Here is a 19,132-nt window from a genome sequence, read left to right as displayed (position 1 = left end):
CATGAAGGTCACTGTGGACGAAGCGAAGTGCTGCGGGGCGGGTACCTGCGTCATGCTCGCCCCGGACGTGTTCGACCAGCGCGACGACGACGGCATCGTCATCCTGCTCGACGAGCACCCCGGCGAAGCGCTGCACGGAGTCGTCCGCGAGGCGGCGAGCGTGTGCCCGGGTGTGGCGATTTCGGTCAGCGAGGACGCGTGACGGCTCCGAGCGACGTCCTGGTCGTCGGCGCCTCGGCCGCCGGGCTCGCGACCGTGGAAGCCCTGCGCCGCAAGGGCTACGCCGGGCGGGTGACGGTCCTGGGCGCCGAGGCGCACCTGCCGTACGACCGGCCGCCGCTGTCCAAGCAGGTCCTCGGCGGGAGCTGGCTGCCCGGGCAGGCACAGCTGCGGACGCCGGCCACACTGTCCGCATTGGACACCGAGTTCATCCTCGGTGACCCGGCGGTGCGCCTGGACGCCGGCGCGCGGACCGTCCACACGGCGGCCGGGCGGACCCTGACCGCGGACGCGGTCGTGCTCGCCACCGGGCTGCGGCCGCGCACCCTGCCCGGCCAAGACGGCCTCGCCGGCGTCCACGTGCTGCGCACCCTCGACGACACGCTGGCCCTGCGCACGGACCTCGCGCCGGGCAGGCGGGTGGTGGTCGTCGGCGACGGCGTGCTCGGTGCGGAGATCGCCGCGACCGTGTGCGCAGCGGGCGTGCCGGTCGCCCTCGCGGGCCCCCAGCCCGCGCCGCTCGCCTACCAGTTCGGCCCCCTCGCCGCGGGCCTGCTCGCCGAACTGCACGCCGCTCGCGGTGTCGAGCTGCGGCTCGGTTCCGCGGTCACCGGGCTCGCCGCGGACCACGGCCGGGTCGCCGGAGTGCGGCTGGCCTCCGGCGAGGTGCTGGCCGCCGACGTCGTCGTGGTCGCCTTCGGTGCCGCGCCGGCGACGGAGTGGCTGGCGGGCAGCGGGGTGGTGTGCGACAACGGCGTCGTGTGCGACTCCCGCTGCCGGGCGGCGGACGGGATCTACGCGGCCGGTGACGTCGCCCGCTGGCACCACGAGGGCCTCGATGCACTGCTGCGGCTGGAAAACCGGACCAACGCCACCGAGCAGGCGGTCGCTGTCGCCGGGAACATCCTCGGCGAGGACCGCCCGTACATGCCCGTGCCCTACTTCTGGACCCACCAGTTCGACGCCCGGATCCACGTGCACGGCACGCTGTCCGCGGACGCCGAAGTGTCCGTTGTGGAGGGTGACCCTGGCGAGGGCCGGTTCGTGGCGCAGTACCGCCGGGACGGCAAGGTCACCGGCGTGCTCGGCTGGAACATGCCCAAGCAGGCCCGGCTGCGCCGCCAGGACATCGCCGGTGCGGTTCTGGCCGGGAGAACCTGAAACCCGCCATCCGTCGGTTGACGGGGGCTCGCCGGCGGCCGATCCTTGTTCGCGTTAACACTGCGGGAAGGATGAGCTATGGCCGCGAAGAGAGCGCTTTCCCGGATCTTCGGCGTGCTGGTGGCCGCGGCGCTGCCGCTGCTGCCCGCCGCGCCCGCCGAGGCGGCCGTCTCCGTGGTCAAGATCGCCGACACCCAGCTCGACGCGACGGCGTTGTACTTCGTCTCCTACGACGGGCTGGTGAACAACGACTCCTTCCAGCAGAGCGGGATCTTCAGCTACGCCGGCTACCAGTACGCGGCTTGGTACACCGCGGACCGCAGTGCCGTGGTCGCCCGGCGGGTCGTGGGCGCCGGCGCGTGGCAGACCGTCGCGCTGCCGCACAAGCTGACCGTGGACGACTCGCACAACGTCATCTCGATGGGCGTCTCGACCGACGACGGCCGCCTGCACGTGGCCATGGACACCCACGGCAACCAGGTCTACTACGTCGAGTCGGTGGCCGGCCTGCTGTCCGCGCCCGCTTCGCACGCTTGGACGTCGTCGGCGTTCGGCGGGGTGCAGCGCACGCTGAACGGCGTCGACCTCGGCGCGATCACGTACCCGCAGTTCGTCGTCACGCCGGAGCGGAAGCTGCAGCTCAGCTACCGGACCGGGGCGTCGGGCAACGGCACCAACGAACTCGCGGAGTACAGCGGGGGCAGCTGGCGCAAGCTCGGGAAGTGGTCGTCGGCGACCGGCTCGTGGACCTCTGGCAACGGTGTCACCAGCACCACCCGCAACATGTACCTGCACGGCATCACCTACGGGCCCGGCGGCCGGCTGCACAGCACGTTCACCTGGCGTGAAGGCAATTCCGGCGTGCTGTGCAACGCCGGTGGGCTGGCCAACCACGAAACCGGCTACGTCTACAGCGACGACCGCGGCCGGACCTGGCGGAACAACGCCGGCACGGTCGTCGCGACGACGGGCGGCACGCCGGTGGCCGTGTCTTCGCCGGGCACGGTCGTCGACCCGCTCGGCGTCGACCACGCGCTGATGAACCAGGAGAGCCAGGCCGTCGACTCCGCGGGGCAGCCGCACGCGGTGATCAGCTACATGCCCGGCCGGTTCACCCAGTGCGTCACGAACTACTCCGCGCAGCGCAAGCAGGACGGCCGGACCTTCTTCCTCAGCCGGGCGGCCGACGGCAGCTGGACCAAGCGCGAAGTGCCGGTCGCGCCCGACTCCACCCAGCGAACGAAGCTGGTCTTCGACCGCGGCGACAACGCCTACCTCGTCATGCCGTACGGACGGATCGTCGCGGCCACCAAGGCGAGCGGCTGGACCGACTGGAAGACCGTCTACAGCCCGGACCTGAACGCGTTCGGCGAGGTCGACGTCGACGACTCGCGGCTGGCCACCGACGGCGTGCTCTCCGTGATGTACCAGCAGGCTTCGAGCGGGACGACGCCCTCGCCGATTCGGGTGGCCGATTTCCGCCTAAGCTTAAGTGCTACTCGACTGTGACAGCTTAAGTGCTACTCGACTGTGACAGATTTCGCTAGGTTGCGCGGCTTGTCGATGTCGTAGCCCAGGGTCAGCGCGGCGTGGTAGGCGAGCAGCTGCAGCGGGATGGTCAGCAGGATCGGGTCGAGCTCCGGCTCGGTCTTGGGCACCACGATCCGCGGGACGTCCAGTTCGCCGAAGTCGACGTCCGCGTGGGTCACCGCCAGGACCGCCCCGCCGCGGGCCTTGATCTGCTGGACCGCGGCCAGGTTGCGGCCGGTCAGCTCGTCCGACGGCACGATGGCGACCGTCGGGAGCGCTTCGTCGATCAGGGCGAGCGGGCCGTGCTTGAGCTCGGAGGTCTGGTACGCCTCGGCGTGGCGGTAGGAGATCTCCTTGAACTTCTGCGCGCCCTCCCGGGCCACCGGGTAGCCGCGGACCCGGCCGACGAAGAAGAGGCTCTTCGCGGCGGCGACGGTCTTCGCGTGTTCGGCAATCTCCGGCTCGAAGTCCAGGATGGACTTGATCTGGCCGGGCAGCGCGCGGATCGCGTCGATGATCCGCTGACCGTCCGCATTGGACAGATCGCGCACCCGGCCGAGGGCCAGTGCGATCAGCGCGAACCCGACGGCCATGTTGGTCAGCGCCTTGGTCGAGGCGACCGCGATCTCCGGGCCGGCGTGCAGGTAGACGCCGCCTTCGCAGGCGCGGGCGATCGTCGAGCCGACGACGTTGACCAGGCCGACGACCCGGCCGCCCTTGCGCTTGATCTCCTCGACGGCGAAGGCGGTGTCGATCGTCTCGCCGGACTGGCTGACCGCGATGTAGAGCGTGTCGGCTTCGATGATCGGGTTGCGGTAGCGGAACTCCGACGCGGCTTCGGCGTCGGCCGGGATCCTCGCCAGCTCCTCGATCATCGTCGCGCCGATCTGGCCGACGTAGTAGGCGGAGCCGCAGCCGAGGATCTTCACGCGGGCGAAACCGCGCAGCTCCCGCGGCGTCAGGTTCAGCCCGTCCAGGCGGGCGACGCCGAACCGGTCGTCGAGCCGGCCGCGGATGATCCGCTCGACGGATTCGGGCTGTTCCTGGATCTCCTTGGCCATGTAGTGGGGGTAGCCGCCCAGGTCGAGGTCCTCGGCGTCGATGTCGATCTCGGTGGCGGGCTTGGTCGTGTCGCTCTCGTCGACGGTGAAGGTGCGGTAGCCGGTGGCGAAGACGGTCGCGAACTCGCCGTCGTCGAGGTGCGCGACCTGCGAGGTGTGCCGGACGAGCGCGGCGAGGTCGCTGGCGACGAACATCTCCCGCTCGCCGACGCCGATGATCAGCGGCGAGCCGTTGCGCGCGATGACCAGGCGGTCGGGGTGCGCGCTGTCGGCGACGGCGATCGCGTAGGTGCCGGTGATCCGTGAGACCGCCTCGACGACGGCGTCCTCGAGGGTTTCGGCGGCCGAGCGCGCGATCAGGTGGGCGAGGACCTCGGTGTCGGTCTCGGAAGCCAGGGTGACGCCGGCGTCGGCGAGCTGGGTGCGTAGGGTGTCGGCGTTGTCGATGATGCCGTTGTGGACGACGCTGATCCGGCCGTCTTCGGACGTGTGCGGGTGGGCGTTGGCCTCCGACGCGGGCCCGTGCGTGGCCCAGCGCGTGTGCCCGATGCCGACCTTCCCGGTGAGCCGCTTGGGCAGCGCGGCGGTGAGGTTCCGCACCCGGCCGACGACGCGGTGGACCTGGGCGCCGCCCTTGGCGCCGAGGACGGCGATGCCGGCCGAGTCGTAGCCGCGGTACTCCAGCCGCGTCAGGCCTTCGAGCAGGATGGGGGCGGCGTTCTGGCCGCCGATGTAGCCCACGATTCCGCACATGGCGAACCTTTCTAGCCGTAGACGATGCGGCGCAGCTGCCGCTCGGAGAGGACCGGCGCGGCCACCAGCCGGCCACGGAGCTCGGCGGCGATCAGCGGGAAGATCTCGGGGTTCTTCCGGCCCTGGGCCTGCAGCTCGGCGTGCCGGCGGCGCACGTAGTCCTCGGTGGGCGTCCGGTAGAAGGCCAGCACGTCGTCGACGACCCGGGCGGCGACCCGGGGCGGCAGCCCGGTGGACGCGGCCACGCGCTCGACGATGTCGGTGTCCTCCACGCGGGCCATCATGCCTCTTCGCACAGCGAACCCCAAATTCCTGCCCGAAATCGGGCAAATTCTAATTCGTTGGACAGTTTCACCCACCCCGGACGAGGGTGGCGGGGTGCGACAGGACATTTGGGACGCCGAGACGGCCGAGCGGTACGACACCCCCGGCACCGGCATGTTCGCCCCCGAGGTCGTCGGGCCCGCGGTGGCGCGCTTGGCCGCGCTGGCCGGCGGCGGGCGGGCGCTGGAGTTCGCCATCGGCACCGGGCGCATCGCCGTCCCGCTCGCCGAGCGCGGGGTGCCCGTGACCGGCATCGAGCTCTCCGAGCCGATGCTCGACCGGCTGCGGCCGAAGGCGGCGATCCCGGTCGTCGTCGGTGACATGGCGACGGCGCGGGCCGAGGGCCGGTTTTCGCTGGTCTACCTCGTGTACAACACGATCTCGAACCTGCTCACCCAAGACGAACAGGTGGCGTGCTTCCGCAACGCCGCCCGGCACCTGGACCCGGGCGGCCGGTTCGTGATCGAGCTGGGCGTCCCCGAGCTGCGGCGGCTGCCGCCGGGGCAGGACGCCGTGGTGTTCCGCGCCGACAACGGGTACGTCGGTGTCGACACCTACGACACCGTGCGCCAGCACCTGGTGTCGCACCACTTCACGTTCGGCGACGGCCGGCAGGCGCGGGTGGGCCGCTCGTCGCACCGCTACATCTGGCCCGCCGAACTGGACCTGATGGGCCGCCTGGCCGGGTTCGAGCTCGAGTCACGGCACGCGGACTGGACCGGCGCGGAGTTCACGACGGCGTCGGAATCGCACGTTTCGGTCTATCGGCTGGGCTGATCGCTTCGCCCGGGGAAGCAGCGAGGCCCAGCTCGGCCAGCACCGCCCGGATCGCCGGGCTCGCCTCCGCACTCCGCCGCCACACCGCGTGCACCTCCCGCTTCGGCGGCCGCCGCAACGGCCGCGCGATCAAGTCCTCGCCCAACGGCGGCCGCGCCAGCCGCGGGATCAACGCCACCACCTGTCCCGCCACCACCAACGACAGCTGCGTCGCAAAGTCGTCCACGAGGTGACGCACGTCCGGCTCGGCCCGTGCCTGCGCGAACAGCCGCCGGAACCATTGGTGGCACACGGTTCCCGGCGGGCTGGTCACCCACGCGTGCCCGGCCAGCGCGGCCTCGTCGAGCGGCGCGTCGAGCCGGGCGAGCGGGTGCGCGCGGCTCATCACCACGTCACCGACGTCGGTGTGCACCCGGCGCCGCACGAGCGACGGCGGCAGCGGCGCCGGCAGCAACCCGTCGGCGTCGTGGACGAGCGCCAGGTCCGCCGTCCCCGCGCCGACGCTGTGCAACGCCTCGTCCGGGTCCTGCTCCGTGAGCTCCACGCGCAGCTGCGGGCACCGCGACGCCAGCCGGGGCACGACCGGCGCGAGCAGGCCGCGGATGGCCGTCGAAAACGCCACCACCCGCAGCGTGCCGCGCGGGGCGCCCGCCGACACCGACCGGGCCGCTTCGGCGCAGCGTTCCAGCGCCTGGAACACCTCCGGCGCCGAGCCGGCGATCGCCTGCCCGGCCGGGGTCAGCACCACCCCGCGGCCCGCCGGCGCCAGCACCGGGACCCCGACCTGCCGTTCCAGCCGCTTGATCTGCTGCGACACCGCCGACGCGGTGAACCCGAGCTCCTCGGCCGCCCGGGCCAGCGTCCCGAGTGCCGCCACCGCGCGCAACGCCCGCAGCGCGCCCACCTCGATCATGAAGCCAGGCTACGCAATATCGGCAAAAAAGCATCGCTGGACCGCGGCAATTGCGCCGGGCAGGGTCAGCACATGACCGAATTCGGCGCGAATCTCGTCGCGATGGTGACTCCCATGCAGCCCGGCGGCGCGCTCTGCGAGCCCGGCCTCGTCCGGCTCGTCGACCACCTGCTGGCCACCGGGTGCGACGGCCTCGTCGTCGGCGGGACCACCGGGGAGTCCCCGACGCTGTCCGGCGCCGAATCCGCGGACCTGATCCGTGCGGTGGCGGCACAGGTGGGCAGCCGGGCACGGGTGATCGCCGGCGTCGGCACCCACGACACGGCGACGAGCGTCCGCCGCGCCCGCGAAGCCGAGGCGGCCGGTGCCGACGCGCTGCTGCTCGTCTGCCCCTACTACTCCCGGCCGACGCAGGCCGGCGTGCTCGCCCACTGCCGGGCCGTGGCGGACGCCACCGAGCTGCCGGTGATGCTCTACGACGTCCCCGCGCGCACCGGCCTCGCGATGACGCCGGAGACCTTGATCGAGCTGGCCGGCCACCCGCGGATCCGGGCGGTCAAGGACGCCAAGGGCGACCTGGCCGAAGCGATGACGGTCATGGCCCGGACGTCGCTGGCGTACTACTGCGGCATCGACGAGCTCAACCTGCCCTACCTCGCGTGCGGCGCCGCGGGCCTGGTCAGCGTCGTGGCCAACGTGGCCGCCGACCGCACCGCCGACCTCATCCGCACCGTTCGCGCCGGCGACCTCGAGCGGGCGCGGACGATCCACGAGGAGCTGATCCCGGTGACCGAACGCCTGCTGCGCTCCGGCACGGCTGCGGCCAACACCAAAGCCGCCCTGGCGGACCTGGGGATCATCCCGCACCCGAGCGTGCGGCTCCCGCTGGTCGAGGCAAAGACCGCCTGATCAACCCGCGGTCGCGGTCGGCAAGGCGCCGCCTGCGCGCCCCCGGCGTCACGCCGCCGCTCGGGCTGGGGCATCGGCCGGGTCGTGTTCGCCGCGCTCGACCGGGTCGAGGCCCGGTCGCGCCGGCCCTCGCCGCTTGTCCCATGGCCGGATCGCGGACCACGAGCGCGGTGGTCCTCGGCGCCGCCGCGGTCCTCGTGCTGCTCGTCCGGGTGGCGGCCGTCCGCCCGGCACTGACGAACCGCTCGGATCGGGTGCCGGCCGGCGAAACCGGGCCGCGCGACCGGGCGCACATCGGCTGGGCCGGACTCGATGTGCTCGAGGTGGCCGCCCGCTCGCCTTCGTCGATGGTCAGTCTCCGAAGGCGTCTTCGGCGCTCGGGTAGGTGGGGAAGAAGTCCGCGAGGCCGATCAGCCCGAACGTCCGGCTCAGCCGGGCGGGCACGGCGGCCAGCCCGACGGCCGCTCCGGCCGCCTCGGCGACGTTGCGGGCCGCGATGAGCGCGGAGATCCCGCTGGAGTCGCAGAACGTCACCCCGGCCAGGTCCACCACCAGTACCTGACCGGGCTTCAGGACGAGCGCGGCCACGCCGGCGCGCAGACGTGGTGCGGTGGCCAGGTCGAGCTCTCCCTCGACGGTCACCACCGCGCCGCCCCCGGCGGTGCGCGTCGTGACGGAGAACGGGGTGCCGGTCACGGTCGATCGCCTCCGGGAAGCGGGATGCTCAGCGCCAGCAGGGCCGTGTCGTCCTCGACGCCGTCGCCGAAGCCGGCGAGCAGGCCGGTGACCGCCGTGATCACCGCGGGTGCCGTCGTCGGCGCCAATCCGGTCAGGTGCTCCTGCAGCTGCTCTTCGCTGTAGCGGACGCGGCCCTGCGTGCGGGCTTCGGTCAGCCCGTCGGTGTACAGCAGCAGCGTGTCGCCGGGGGTCAGGCGGACGTCCACGGCGGCGAAACGCGCGCGGGGCAGCGCGCCCACCAGCTGGCCGCCCGGGACGGGCAGGAACGCGGACGTGCCGTCGGCGCGGATCAGCAGCGCCGGCGGGTGGCCGCCGGTGGCCAGGGTGACCGCCGCGCCGTCGCCGCCGGGCCGGAGGTGGCCCTGGATGACGGTGCAGTAGCGCGGATCCGGGCCGCGGTACTCACGGTGCAGCACCGTGTTGAGGTGATCCAGCACGGTGGCCGGGTCCGGGTCGTGCACCGCGGCGGCGCGCAGCGTGTAGCGCGCCAGCGACGTCACCACGGCCGCGGCGGCGCCCTTCCCGGACACGTCGCCGAGGAAGAACCCCCACGTGTCGCCGGTCAGCGGAAACAGGTCGTAGAAGTCGCCGCCGACCTCGTCGGCCGACGCCGGGTGGTAGTAGGCCGCGACCTGCACACCGGGCACCTCGGCCAGGGCGGGCGGCAGCAGGGTCTGCTGCAGCGTCCGCGCGAGCCGCTGCACCCGGTCGCGTTCGCGCTCGGCCTCTTCGCGCGCCCGCAGCAGTTCCTGCTCGTAGGCCCGCCGGTCGCGTGCGTCGAAGATCGTGGTGCGGATCAGCTGTGCCTGTCCGTCGGAGCCGGTCTTGACCGTCGAGGTGATCAGCACCGGCAGCCGGCTCCCGTCCGCGGCTTTCAGCTCGAAGGCGACGCCGCCGAGCTCGCCCTGCATGCGCAGGAGCGGCGCGAAGTGCGTCTCGTGGTAGATCCGGCCGCCGACGGTGAGCAGATCGGCGAACCGCCGCCGGCCGACGACGTCGTCACGCTCGTAGCCGAGCCAGCCGAGCAGCGTCGCGTTGATCTTCGCGATCGTGCCGTCGAGCAGCGTCGAGAGGTACCCGCAGGGGGCGTGCTCGTAGAGGTCTTCCGTGCTGTCCTCCAGCAAAGCCGAGAATTCCGGTGCGGCGCTTTCCCGACCGCCCGGGCCCGGGCGGTCTTCGCACATCATGGCCCGCTCACGAACGCCGTGATCGCGGCGGCCGTCGCCTCCGGCGCGCTGAGCTGGGGGCAGTGCCCGGTCGCGGCCAGCGTCACCAGGGTGCTGCCGCTGATCTGCTCGTGGGTGAACCGCCCCACCTCGGGCGGCGCGATGGCGTCGTTCGAGCATTCGAGCACGAGCGTCGGCACGGCGACCTTCGCCAGATCGGCCCGGTTGTCGGAGAGGAACGTCACGCGGGCGAAGACGCGCGCGATCGCGGGATCGGTGCGGCAGAAGCTGTTCGTCAGCTCCTCGCCCAGCTCCGGCCGGTCCGGGTTGCCCATGATCACCGGCGCCATCGTCGCCGACCAGCCCAGGTAGTTCGACTCGAGCGAGGCGAGCAGCTCGTCGATGTCTTCGCGGCTGAACCCGCCGCGGTAGCCGTCGTCGTCGAGGTAGCAGGGGGACGGCGTGAGCAGCACCAGCTTCGCGAACCGGTCCGGTTCCCGGTTGGCGGCCAGCACCGCGATCATCGCGCTGACCGAGTGGCCCACCAGCACGACGTCCCGCAGGTCCAGCTCGTGGCAGATGGCCAGGACGTCGTCGGCGTAGCCGTCGAGGCTGCCGTAGCGCTCGGGCGTCCAGGCGGCCAGGTCCGAGCGCCCGGCGCCGGTGTGGTCGAACAGCACGACCCGGTACCGCCGCGCGAGTTCGGGGACGACGAGGCGCCAGAGGTTCTGGTCGCAGCCGAAACCGTGGGCGAGCAGGACGGTGGGGCCGTCTTCCCGGCCGGTGACGGTCACGTTGTTCCTGGCGCGCATGCACACCGCGCACATCCTGCCACCGACCCGGTGGCCATGTGCGCTGAGCGGCGATCTCACCGCCGCCGCCGGGCGAAGCCGTCGAGCAGGCAGTCCAGGCCGAGCTCGAACCGCGCGTCCGCCGTCAGGTCCGGCAGGTCCGGGAGCCAGGCGGCGAGCGAGCCGTCGGCCATTTCGCTCACGTAGGACGGCAGGTCCTCGGCCGAGCCGATGCCGAACCGCGCGAGCATCGCCAGCTCGCGGCTGACGCTCATCGCCGTCCCGGTGACGTAGTTGTCCAGCAGCGAGGCGTAGGCGACGGCCGGCGCGAGGCCCGCGCCGTCGAGCACCGTCAGCAGGAAGGCGGCGCGCCGCAGGGTGCGGGGGCCGAAGGGCGGCCGGCCGTCCACGAGTTCGGCGTACCAGCGGTGCCGGCCGATCATCGCCCACAGGCCAGTGGCGAGCCCACGCAGGTCGCCGCGCCAGTCGCCGCTCGGGGCCGCGGGCACCTCGACCTCGGCCGACACCTCGTCGAGCATCAGGTCGACCAGGCCGTCCTTGTTCAGGACGTACCGGTACAGCGACATCGGCGTCGACACGCCGAGCGCATCGGCCACCGCCCGCATGGTCAGCGCGGCGACCCCGCCGGTGTCGGCGATGTCGATGGCCGCTCGCACGACCGACGCGCGGGTCAGCGCGTTCTTCCGGCCCGGGGGCTCGGGGTGGTGCCAGATCAGGCGTGACATACGCGGAGTGTACAGCGTACATTCAAGTGTACGACGTACATTCGGGAGGGCGGATGCAGCTACGGGGGATCAACTACGACACCGGCTTCGGCGGCGCGGTCGGGGACAGGTCGCGCCGGGAGTTCGAGCCCGCGACCGTGCGGCGGGAACTCGAAATCATCGCGGCGGACCTGCACTGCAACGCGGTCCGGATCAGCGGTGACGACCCGGACCGGCTCACCGTCGCCGCGCACGCCGCGATCGACGCCGGGCTGCGCGTGTGGTTTTCGCCGTTCCCGATGGACCGCACGCCGCCGCAGCTGACGTCCTACTTCGCCGAGTGTGCCCGGCGGGCCGAGGAGATCCGGGCGCGGGACCCGGAAACCGTGCTCGTGCTCGGCTGCGAAATGTCGCTGTTCTGCACCGGGTTCATGCCCGGCGCCTTCCTAGTGGAACGCCTGCGGAACATGACGGATCCCGCCGCCTGGGCCGGGTTCTCCCACGAGTGGAACTTCGCCACGGTGCTCCGGGACCTCGCCGGGACCGCGCGGCAGCACTTCGGCGGCCGCCTCACCTACGCGGCCGGGGACTGGGAGGAGATCGACTGGGCGGACTTCGATTTCGCCGCCGTCGACCTGTACCGCTCGGCCGCCAGCGCCGAGGACTTCGCCCGGCACGTGCGGACCCACGGCAGCCACGGAAAGCCGTTGGTCATCACGGAATTCGGCTGCTGCACCCACCGGGGCGCGGCCGACGCGGGCGGGCTGGGGTGGACGATCGTCGACTTCGAGGCCGACCCGCGCGCCTTGAACGGCGACTACGTCCGCGACGAGGCCGGTCAGGCGGCGTACTTCACCGAGCTGATGGACGTCTTCGAGGCCGAGGGCGTGCACGGCGCGTTCTGGTTCACCTTCGCCGGCTACGAGTATCGGTCCGCTCCGGAGCCGCGGCGCGACCTCGACCTGGCGAGCTACGGCGTCGTCAGAGTCCTCGACGGCCGAAGCGGCACGGCGTACCCCGGCCTGACGTGGGAGCCGAAGGAGGTCTTCCACGCCGTTGCGGCCCGGTTCGCCCGGCCTTGATCACCCGAGCGCGTCGTCCCTGCTGGTGGCGACGGCCAGCGCCTCGTGCAGGCCGGTGAGCTGCAGGGTGCGGTTGACGACGCCGCCTTCGGGGGCGACGACCCGGACCCGGGTGCCGGCGCCGGCCTCGCGCCGGGCCTCGAGCAGGACCGTGATGCCGATGGACGCGAGGAAGGACACCTCGGAGAGGTCGATGACCAGCAGGTCCGGCGCTTCGGCGAGGGCGGTGGTGACGCCGTCGCCGAGCACGGGGGCGCTCAGCAGGTCGATTTCGCCCGCCACCGCCAGCACGACCGTGCCGCCGGAGTGCTGGGCCGTCACGCGCAGGAGGTCCTGGGGCCGGACCCGGTTGCCGTCAGCGGTCACGATCACCCCTGGTCTGCATGTGGATCCCTTCGCTCGCCGAGCGGCCGGTCCGCTCCGGGTCGGTGGTACCCCGGGATCGCAATGACGAAACATCGGGCAACGACCCGAACGGAGTCACCGGAGAGCGGCAGGGCGCATCTCGCGTGATCAGCGGGGCATCTCGCGTGATTGGAGAGGCATCTCGCGTGATTGGCGGGGCATCACGGTGCAGGCCGAGCCCAGAAGTCAGCTCAGCGGCTCCGCTCGGTACCGGCCGATCCGATCCGCCAGGGCGCGCACCTCCGCGTCGCCGCGGTGGGCGCGCAGCAGGCGCTCCAAGGGCGCCAGCCGGTCCTTCGGCCGGACCGAGCCCACCTGGCCGGCCAGGGCGACCGCCTCCTCGCCGATCCGGGTGGCCTCGGCGAAATCGCCGCTGAGCGCGTGGTTCTGGGCCAGCATGACCAACGTCAACGACCGGCTCCGGGCCATGTCCGCGCCGTAGCGGTCCGCGGCTCCGGTCAGCTGGGTGATCGCTTCGCCGCTGTGGCGGGCCGCCACCGCGGTGGCCAGCTCCGTCAGCACCGTGCCGCGCATCGCCGCCATGTCCGCTTCGCGGAAGAACGCCTCCCACGGCTTCGGCTCCGCCCACGAACCCGCCTCCGCGAACGCCGCCTCGGCCTCCGCCAGCCGGGTCAGGGCCGCGTGCTCGTCGCCGCCCATCGCGAACGCCCACGCCTCGTTGGCCGCGAGAATCGCCAGGGCCCGGCCGGAATCGGAGCGCCGCGCGGCCGTCCGGCCCCGGGCGAACTCGGCCAGTGCGCCGGCGACGTCGTGGCGGTGCAGGTGCACGCGGCCGAGCCGGTAGCGGATGTTCGCCACCAGGCTGTCGTTGCCCGCCTCGGCCGCGATTTCCAGCGCGCGCCCGAAGCGGCGCCGCGCCGGTTCGCCGTGTCCGATGTCGAATTCCGTCCAGCCCAGCAGGTTGTGCACGTCGGCCAGCACTGTGGACAGCCTGGCCCGCAACGGATCCGGGACCGTGCCCCAGTGCAGCAGCAGGCTCGCCGTCTTCACCACCTGGACGGCGTCCCGGCAGAAGCCGCCGCCCTGCCGGTAATCCAGGGCCCGCAGGACGCCGACGGCCGCTTCCAGCTGGGCGACGTCGGTGTTTTCGATGCTGATGGGAAGCGGAAAGCCATCACCTGTCGTCGTCACCATGACCTCACCTCGGGCAGGGGCGCATGCATGGTCGGTTGCCGGCGCAGGAGGAATACCCAGGCAGGGCCGAGCGGAAACGGCCGTCACCCGTCGGAGGACGTCACGGACGTAGGAACCGCGCGAGCGGCAGCCGGGCCTCGATCATCGCCCGCGTGACGAGCGTGGCGAACTGCTCGGCGCCGTACCGGCTGAGGTGGGTCGCGTCGTCGACACCGTCGTGCGCGAGGGTCAGGTACAGCGGCCAGGACTCGGCCTCGCCCAGGCTTTCCAGCAGGATCCGGCTGCGCGCGGTCAGGTCGAGCAGCGGGATCTTCTGCTGCCGGGCGACATCCCGCAGCACGGCGGGCAAGTCGACACCGAGGTTGTTGACGACGAGGCCGAGCGGGGTGAGCTTGCCGTCCGCGCCGAACCGGTGCCGCACCGGCGGGGTGACGATGACCGGCATCCCGCCCTGGTCGCGGACTCCGGCGATCAGCGTGGCGAGGTTGGCGCGGTAGACCTCTTCGGTCGTCTGCTTGTCGTTGTGCGCCAGCTGGATCAAAACCGTGTCCCCGCGCCGGATCATCGGCCGCACGCGAGCGAAGTAGCGGGGGTCGTCGAGGTAGCTGACCGTGCTCGCGCCGGATTGGGCGTAGTTCCGCACGCTCGGCCCGGCGCGGAAGAACTCCGGCAGCGCCTGGGCCCAGCCGTTCTTCGGCAGATTCGTCCAGTCGGCGGCGGTGGAGTCGCTGATGACGAAGACCCGCGGCGCCTTCGGTTCCGGCGTCACGGCGATCCGGACCGGCTGCGGCGCCGGACCGGTGAGCCGCACCTGCAGACCGGGCGTACCGGGGCCGTCCTCGCCGCTCGGCATGCCTTCGGGCGTGCGCACCTCGACCGTCACCGAACGCTCGACGTACTGGCCCGCCCGGGTGGCCACCGGGGCGAGCGCGATCCGCCGGGCTTCGACGTCCAGCCCGGTCGCCCCGGCGTCCCGGCCGCCCAGCACCACATCGATCCGGTAGTCGCCCGCGGGGACGTCGAACGAGCACGAGCCGGCGCACACGCTCCACCGTGGACCCGCGTCCGCGGCGGCCGGGAGGGCGCTGAGCGCGAGGGCGGCAACCACGGCGAGGATCTTCACGGCGCTTCCTCCGGGGCGATGGCGAGCAGGGCGATGGTGGCCAGGTTCCGCTGGGCGAAGTCGTTGGTGGCGAAGGTGGCGAAGTCGCCCGCGGGGTTCGTCGTGGTCCGGGTGGGAATCTCGGTCACCGGACCGGCGACGGCGGAACCGGTGACGCGTTCCGCGGGTGGCCACGGCTTGCCCGCCGGGTCGCTCGTGAACTGGTCCCAGCCGCGCTTGCGCAGGCTCGCGTCGCCGAGCTGCTCACCCGCCCAGGCCGTGACGCGGGAGTAGATCGTCTTGAACAGCCCGGGGTTGAAGTCGCGGCCGTACCGGGCGATCTTTTCGGCCGACGGCGCCTGCGCGTACCGGGCGAAGTCCAGATAGGTCCGGCGGAACTCGGGGACGTCGACCAGGTCGAGGGCTTCCCAGAGGATCTGCTCGCCGAGGAAGGCCATCGAGAGGTTGTAGCCGCCGTCGAAGTCGCCCTTTTCCAGGTTCACCAGGTGGCCGGTCGCCGGGTCGAAGCCGACCGCGCCGCCCGCCTCGCCGGTGAACAGCCCGGCGGGGAACGTGGCGATGTCCCGCATGCCGGTGACGATCCGGTCGCGCCAGCGGGCGTCGCCGGTGCGTTCCCACTCCGTCAGCCAGTTGCTGACCAGCGCGTACCAGTCGGGTCCGATCCGGACGCGAGCCGGCGCCTTCGTCTGCGGCGGCAGGACTTCGCGCAGCGGATCGACCGTCCGCAGTGTCTCATCGACCTGCATCGACGACCGGATCAGCTCGCCCAGCAGCTCGTCGGCGGTGAGGTAGTAGGAGAACCGCTTCGTGAACGACTCGCCGACCCGTGCCTCCTTGGCGCCGTCGCCCCAGTGCACGACGGCGTGGCGCGACCCGAGCCCGGCGAACCGGCCGCTGTGGTGGGTGTCCACTTCGGACACGTGCTGGGTCATGGCGTGCGCCAGCCGGAACGTCCGGGGATCGCCCGAGCGCAGGAAGGCGTACCAGAGCAGGGCGTCCGTGCCGAGCTCGGCGTTGTCCCATGCGTACCCGCCGACGTCGTAGCGCCATTCGTGGCGGTCCGCGTCGTAGGTGTGCATGACGTCGCCGTAGTGCCAGAACCCGTACCACTCGCGCTCGTCGACCTGCTCGGCGTAGAAGCCGATTTCCCGCGCGATCCCGTCTTCGAGGGCCGCGCGGGCGGGCGTGCTGCGGTCGGGCAGGCTCCAGCGGCCGAACACCCCGGCCGCGTGGTAGGTGCCCGGGTCCGCGACGAGCTGCGGCGGCGCGGTCAGGGTGGCCGACAGCGCGGCGATCGTGTCCCGGGGCGGGGTGGCCGCCAAGGCCCACAGCCGCAGCTCGGTCGAGCGCACCATGCCCTGCGGTGTCGCGAAGCCTTCTTGGACGTCTTCGTAGGACAGGTCGAGCCCGTGGGCGACGGTGTCGTAGGTGCGCAGGTCCATCGCCGGGGCCAGCGGGGAGTACGACCAGAGCGTCACCGACGCCGTGTCCGTCGCCGCGCCGCGGACGTCCAGGGAGCGCGGGGCGCGCTGCCAGAAGTCACGCAACCCGAAGCCCAGGCCGCCGGCTGGCCCGCCGACGTAACCGAAGCCGGACGCGCGGTCGCCGTGGCCGGCGTGCTTGAGCCAGCTGCCCGCGGCGCTCGTGCGTTTCCACACGGCGAAGTGGCGGGCGGACTCCTGGAACAGCGTGAAGTCGTTCCACAGCGCCAAGTTCTGGTAGCCGTCACGCACCTGCTGACCCCACTGGGCGACCGGCGGGGTGGCGGTGCCGTCGGTCTGGGCCTTCCGGACCGCCGCGCCGGGGTCGCGGCGCAGGCCGGTGAGCACCCGGACGGGCTCGCCCCAGACACCGCCCGCGGCCGTGCCGAAGCGGACGTGCCGGTTGTGCGGCTCGTCGGTCAGCGGAACGGCGAACCGCAGGCCGAGCCCGCGGACGAAGTCGTGGTTTTCGTCGGCGTCCCAGCGGAAACTGTGCACCACGCGCAGGGACTCGTCGCCCGCACCGAGGTAGACCCGCAGCGTCCAGGGCAGGATCGCGCGGGTGCCGCGGCCGCGGTCGCGCCGGTACCGGCCGGTCAGCTTGACCACCGCGCGCACCGGGCCCGCCTGCTCGACCTCGGCGCGTTCGACGATGCCCGTCCAGTCCTCGCGGCGGGGCGCCCGGGTGTCGTCGGCGTCGTCCGGCTGGTCCTGCAGCCGCAGCACGAGCTCGCCGTCGCGGGCGACGACCCGCCCGGCCCGGGAGAGCGACGGCAGCGCGACGGCGCCGGTCGTGGCCAGCCTCAGCTCGATCGTTCCGTTGGCCACCACGATTTCGCGCGGCGACCGGCGCACGGTGACCGGAACCGGTGGCGGCGCGGGTGTCCCGGGTGCCAGCGCGAACGTGTCCGCGGTGGCGGCCGACGTCACGGCGTGCCCGGTCCACTTGACCGAGCCGTCCGGCCAGTACGCCAGCGGCCACGACTGCAGTGGGACTTCACCGCCGTCCCCGGTGTGCAGGGCCAGCGGGACGTTCCTGGACAGCGTTCCCCGTGGCCAGGGGACGCCGAAGGCGCAGCCCACCGGGGCGGCGGGCCTGCCGTCGAGCCAGTGCAGGCGCACTTCGCCGCCGCCGGACGCCGGGGAGGCGGCCGCGGCCATCGGGGGAGTGACGGCGGTGGCGGCCAGTGCCGACACGCCGCCGAGGAAGACTCTGCGGGAAAGGGGGAACTGCGGGGACATCGTCGGCCTCCGGATCAGCTCGTCGCTGCCGCGATGAACCGATTCAAACCAGCCGGTTCCGGGTCTGTCAACCCGGTCGACCCGATCAGTCCAGTCGGTGAGTAAGCGCTTTCTCGATGATCGGGTGAACGACTGCGGCCGTTCGACCGATTCGAAAGTTTCGGCGCTTTCGGGGCGATCATTGCTGGTTGACGCCGCCCGCGCGCGGACTTACCGTGCTTGAACCGATTCAAGACCGAATTCCGGTGAGCTCGCCCGGTGGTGGTCTCCAGAAGGGAAATTCGATGAACGGACGGTTCGGGCTGCGCGCCGCCCTGACGGCGGTCGTGGCGGTCACGCTGGCGGGACTGGTCACCGGGTGCGGTGGCGGCGGCGACGCGTCGGGGCCCACGACGATCCGCTTCGTCTGGTGGGGCAACGAAGACCGGGCCAAGGTCACGAAGGCCGCGGTGGACCTGTTCATGAAGGACAATCCGGGCATCACCGTCCAGACGGAGTACGCCGCGTACGACGCCTACTTCCAGAAGCTCTCGACCCAGGTCGCCGGCGGCGCGTCGCCGGACCTGATCCAGCTGGACCGCGCGACGCTCGGCGAGTACCAGCACCGGCACGTGCTCGAGGACCTGAGCCCGTACATGGGCAAGGCGGTCGACGTCACCGGGATCGCGCCCGCGCTGCTGGCCGGCGGGAAGATCGAGGGGAAGCAGTACGCCGTGCCCGGCGGCCAGACCACGCAGATGCTCGCCTACGACGCGGGCGTCTTCACGAAGGCGGGCGTCGCACCGCCGTCCGGGCCCGGCAAGACCTGGACCTGGGCACAGTTCGGCGAGGGCCTGCGCAAGGTGGCCGCGACCGGGGTGGCCGGGACTACCGACTTCGGCTGGGCGATCGACTGGTTCGAAGTCTGGCTGCACCAGCACGGCAAGCAGCTCTACACCGACGACGGCAAGCTCGGGTTCACCGCCGCCGACCTGACGCAGTTCTGGACGCTGACCGGCGACCTGCGCGCGGCCAAGGCCGTCACCGCGCCCGAGGTCACCACGAAGATGGACGGCTCGATGCCGAACTCCGGCCTGGTCACCAAGCGCGCCGGGTCGGAGATCAACTACGACTCCAGCCTGAGCGCGTATCTGTCGAGCTACGGCCCGGGGATCCAGGCGGCACCGCTGCCCACCGACGGCACGGCGTCCGGCATGGCCGCGATGCCGCCGGTCACCTTCGCCGTCGCGCAACGCTCGGCCCACAAGGAGGCCGCCGCCAAGCTGCTGAGCTTCTTGGTCAACAACCCCGAAGCCGGGAAGCTGCTGGGCGTGGCGCGGGGGCTGCCGCCGAACACGGCGATCCGCGAGCAGGTCTGCGGCGCGGCTCAAGCGGCCACGAAGGCGGTGTGCGACTACGAAAAGTCGGTCGCCGACCGGATCGGGCCGGCGACCGGCCTGTGGCCCACCGGGTCCGCGGCGGTGAAGCGCGATTTCCAGCGCGTCTACGACGACGTGATCTTCGGCCGCACGGGTGTCGCCGACGGGGCCGCGCGCGCGGTGCAGACCGCGCAGCAGTCGCTCGGATCCTGACGGAGG

General features: G+C 72.3%; 18 protein-coding genes. 7 read left to right on the top strand and 11 right to left on the bottom strand.

The window, feature by feature from the left end; genetic code table 11:
• Position 1: 1 nt before the first annotated feature.
• The 3 genes from ISP_RS38485 (at position 2) to ISP_RS38475 (ending at position 2,889) form a co-directional block, all read left to right on the top strand.
• Positions 2-202 (top strand): ferredoxin, encoded by a 201-nt coding sequence (locus ISP_RS38485; protein WP_013229193.1) that lies wholly within the window; start codon positions 2-4, stop codon positions 200-202.
• Complete coding sequence (locus tag ISP_RS38480) at positions 199-1,380, top strand: NAD(P)/FAD-dependent oxidoreductase (protein ID WP_013229192.1); 1,182 nt, start codon at positions 199-201, stop codon at positions 1,378-1,380. Before ISP_RS38485 ends, ISP_RS38480 begins: the two co-directional genes overlap by 4 nt.
• Before the next feature lie 78 nt (positions 1,381-1,458).
• Positions 1,459-2,889: a BNR repeat-containing protein gene (locus ISP_RS38475; RefSeq protein ID WP_013229191.1), complete on the top strand. Its 1,431-nt coding sequence runs from the start codon at positions 1,459-1,461 to the stop codon at positions 2,887-2,889.
• 11 nt (positions 2,890-2,900) lie between these two features.
• On the opposite strand, the gene glmS is transcribed toward ISP_RS38475, so the two are convergent.
• Together glmS and ISP_RS38465 are read right to left on the bottom strand one after the other, a co-directional pair.
• Positions 2,901-4,724, bottom strand: coding sequence for a glutamine--fructose-6-phosphate transaminase (isomerizing) (glmS, locus tag ISP_RS38470; protein WP_013229190.1), 1,824 nt, complete (start codon positions 4,722-4,724; stop codon positions 2,901-2,903).
• An 11-nt stretch (positions 4,725-4,735) separates the two neighbouring features.
• On the bottom strand, positions 4,736-5,008 hold the full coding sequence (locus ISP_RS38465) for a hypothetical protein (protein WP_013229189.1): 273 nt from the start codon (positions 5,006-5,008) through the stop codon (positions 4,736-4,738).
• A 94-nt stretch (positions 5,009-5,102) separates the two neighbouring features.
• Here ISP_RS38465 and ISP_RS38460 point away from each other — a divergent pair, with 94 nt between their 5' ends.
• Positions 5,103-5,825 carry a class I SAM-dependent DNA methyltransferase gene (locus ISP_RS38460; RefSeq protein ID WP_013229188.1) on the top strand — a complete coding sequence of 241 codons (723 nt, stop codon included), beginning with the start codon at positions 5,103-5,105 and terminating at the stop codon, positions 5,823-5,825.
• Here the strand turns inward: ISP_RS38460 and ISP_RS38455 are convergent.
• The gene (locus ISP_RS38455) at positions 5,779-6,738 is read right to left on the bottom strand and encodes a LysR family transcriptional regulator (RefSeq protein WP_013229187.1); all 960 of its coding nucleotides are present in this window, start codon (positions 6,736-6,738) and stop codon (positions 5,779-5,781) included. The genes ISP_RS38460 and ISP_RS38455 overlap by 47 nt on opposite strands.
• Before the next feature lie 72 nt (positions 6,739-6,810).
• Here ISP_RS38455 and dapA point away from each other — a divergent pair, with 72 nt between their 5' ends.
• Positions 6,811-7,647, top strand: a complete 837-nt coding sequence (gene dapA / locus ISP_RS38450) for a 4-hydroxy-tetrahydrodipicolinate synthase (protein ID WP_013229186.1) — start codon at positions 6,811-6,813, stop codon at positions 7,645-7,647.
• A 351-nt stretch (positions 7,648-7,998) separates the two neighbouring features.
• Here the strand turns inward: dapA and ISP_RS38445 are convergent, their stop codons facing one another.
• Genes ISP_RS38445 through ISP_RS38430 form a run of 4 tightly spaced genes read right to left on the bottom strand, consistent with a single transcriptional unit; the run spans position 7,999 to position 11,088 of the window.
• Positions 7,999-8,343, bottom strand: coding sequence for an STAS domain-containing protein (locus ISP_RS38445; protein WP_013229185.1), 345 nt, complete (start codon positions 8,341-8,343; stop codon positions 7,999-8,001).
• Positions 8,340-9,509, bottom strand: a complete 1,170-nt coding sequence (locus ISP_RS38440) for a SpoIIE family protein phosphatase (RefSeq protein ID WP_013229184.1) — start codon at positions 9,507-9,509, stop codon at positions 8,340-8,342. Before ISP_RS38440 ends, ISP_RS38445 begins: the two co-directional genes overlap by 4 nt.
• Positions 9,510-9,568: 59 nt before the next feature.
• Entirely contained in the window at positions 9,569-10,369 is an 801-nt protein-coding gene (locus ISP_RS38435; RefSeq protein ID WP_013229183.1) for an alpha/beta fold hydrolase, read from the bottom strand.
• Positions 10,370-10,419: 50 nt separating this feature from the next.
• The gene (locus ISP_RS38430) at positions 10,420-11,088 is read right to left on the bottom strand and encodes a TetR/AcrR family transcriptional regulator (protein ID WP_013229182.1); all 669 of its coding nucleotides are present in this window, start codon (positions 11,086-11,088) and stop codon (positions 10,420-10,422) included.
• Between the two features lie 53 nt (positions 11,089-11,141).
• Here ISP_RS38430 and ISP_RS38425 point away from each other — a divergent pair, with 53 nt between their 5' ends.
• The gene (locus ISP_RS38425; RefSeq protein WP_013229181.1) at positions 11,142-12,149 is read left to right on the top strand and encodes a hypothetical protein; all 1,008 of its coding nucleotides are present in this window, start codon (positions 11,142-11,144) and stop codon (positions 12,147-12,149) included.
• On the opposite strand, the gene ISP_RS38420 is transcribed toward ISP_RS38425, so the two are convergent.
• The 4 genes from ISP_RS38420 to ISP_RS38405 form a co-directional block, all read right to left on the bottom strand.
• On the bottom strand, positions 12,150-12,521 hold the full coding sequence (locus tag ISP_RS38420; protein ID WP_013229180.1) for an STAS domain-containing protein: 372 nt from the start codon (positions 12,519-12,521) through the stop codon (positions 12,150-12,152). It abuts the gene before it with no gap.
• Positions 12,522-12,740: 219 nt separating this feature from the next.
• Positions 12,741-13,709, bottom strand: coding sequence for a hypothetical protein (locus ISP_RS38415; protein WP_013229179.1), 969 nt, complete (start codon positions 13,707-13,709; stop codon positions 12,741-12,743).
• Positions 13,710-13,809: 100 nt separating this feature from the next.
• Positions 13,810-14,832, bottom strand: a complete 1,023-nt coding sequence (locus ISP_RS38410) for a GDSL-type esterase/lipase family protein (RefSeq protein ID WP_013229178.1) — start codon at positions 14,830-14,832, stop codon at positions 13,810-13,812.
• Positions 14,829-17,555: an exo-rhamnogalacturonan lyase family protein gene (locus tag ISP_RS38405; RefSeq protein WP_013229177.1), complete on the bottom strand. Its 2,727-nt coding sequence runs from the start codon at positions 17,553-17,555 to the stop codon at positions 14,829-14,831. Before ISP_RS38405 ends, ISP_RS38410 begins: the two co-directional genes overlap by 4 nt.
• Positions 17,556-17,839: 284 nt before the next feature.
• Here ISP_RS38405 and ISP_RS38400 point away from each other — a divergent pair, with 284 nt between their 5' ends.
• Entirely contained in the window at positions 17,840-19,126 is a 1,287-nt protein-coding gene (locus tag ISP_RS38400; RefSeq protein WP_013229176.1) for an ABC transporter substrate-binding protein, read from the top strand.
• The last annotated feature ends 6 nt before the right edge of the window (positions 19,127-19,132 follow it).

The sequence above is a fragment of the Amycolatopsis mediterranei genome (assembly GCF_026017845.1).
GTDB classification, from domain to species: Bacteria; Actinomycetota; Actinomycetes; order Mycobacteriales; family Pseudonocardiaceae; genus Amycolatopsis; species Amycolatopsis mediterranei.
The sequence above is the reverse complement of the archived record's forward strand: the minus strand, read 5'-3'. Positions and strand labels throughout refer to the sequence as shown.

What these genes read in the sequence shown, in the direction of transcription:
- ISP_RS38400 (WP_013229176.1), top strand. Translation starts at nt 17,840, where the DNA reads ATGAACGGACGGTTCGGGCTGCGCGCCGCCCTGACGGCGGTCGTGGCG.
- ISP_RS38485 (WP_013229193.1), top strand. Translation starts at nt 2, where the DNA reads ATGAAGGTCACTGTGGACGAAGCGAAGTGCTGCGGGGCGGGTACCTGC.
- ISP_RS38455 (WP_013229187.1), bottom strand. Translation starts at nt 6,738, where the DNA reads ATGATCGAGGTGGGCGCGCTGCGGGCGTTGCGCGCGGTGGCGGCACTC.
- ISP_RS38415 (WP_013229179.1), bottom strand. Translation starts at nt 13,709, where the DNA reads ATGGTGACGACGACAGGTGATGGCTTTCCGCTTCCCATCAGCATCGAA.
- ISP_RS38430 (WP_013229182.1), bottom strand. Translation starts at nt 11,088, where the DNA reads ATGTCACGCCTGATCTGGCACCACCCCGAGCCCCCGGGCCGGAAGAAC.
- ISP_RS38465 (WP_013229189.1), bottom strand. Translation starts at nt 5,008, where the DNA reads ATGATGGCCCGCGTGGAGGACACCGACATCGTCGAGCGCGTGGCCGCG.
- ISP_RS38475 (WP_013229191.1), top strand. Translation starts at nt 1,459, where the DNA reads ATGGCCGCGAAGAGAGCGCTTTCCCGGATCTTCGGCGTGCTGGTGGCC.
- glmS (WP_013229190.1), bottom strand. Translation starts at nt 4,724, where the DNA reads ATGTGCGGAATCGTGGGCTACATCGGCGGCCAGAACGCCGCCCCCATC.
- ISP_RS38425 (WP_013229181.1), top strand. Translation starts at nt 11,142, where the DNA reads ATGCAGCTACGGGGGATCAACTACGACACCGGCTTCGGCGGCGCGGTC.
- ISP_RS38405 (WP_013229177.1), bottom strand. Translation starts at nt 17,555, where the DNA reads ATGTCCCCGCAGTTCCCCCTTTCCCGCAGAGTCTTCCTCGGCGGCGTG.
- dapA (WP_013229186.1), top strand. Translation starts at nt 6,811, where the DNA reads ATGACCGAATTCGGCGCGAATCTCGTCGCGATGGTGACTCCCATGCAG.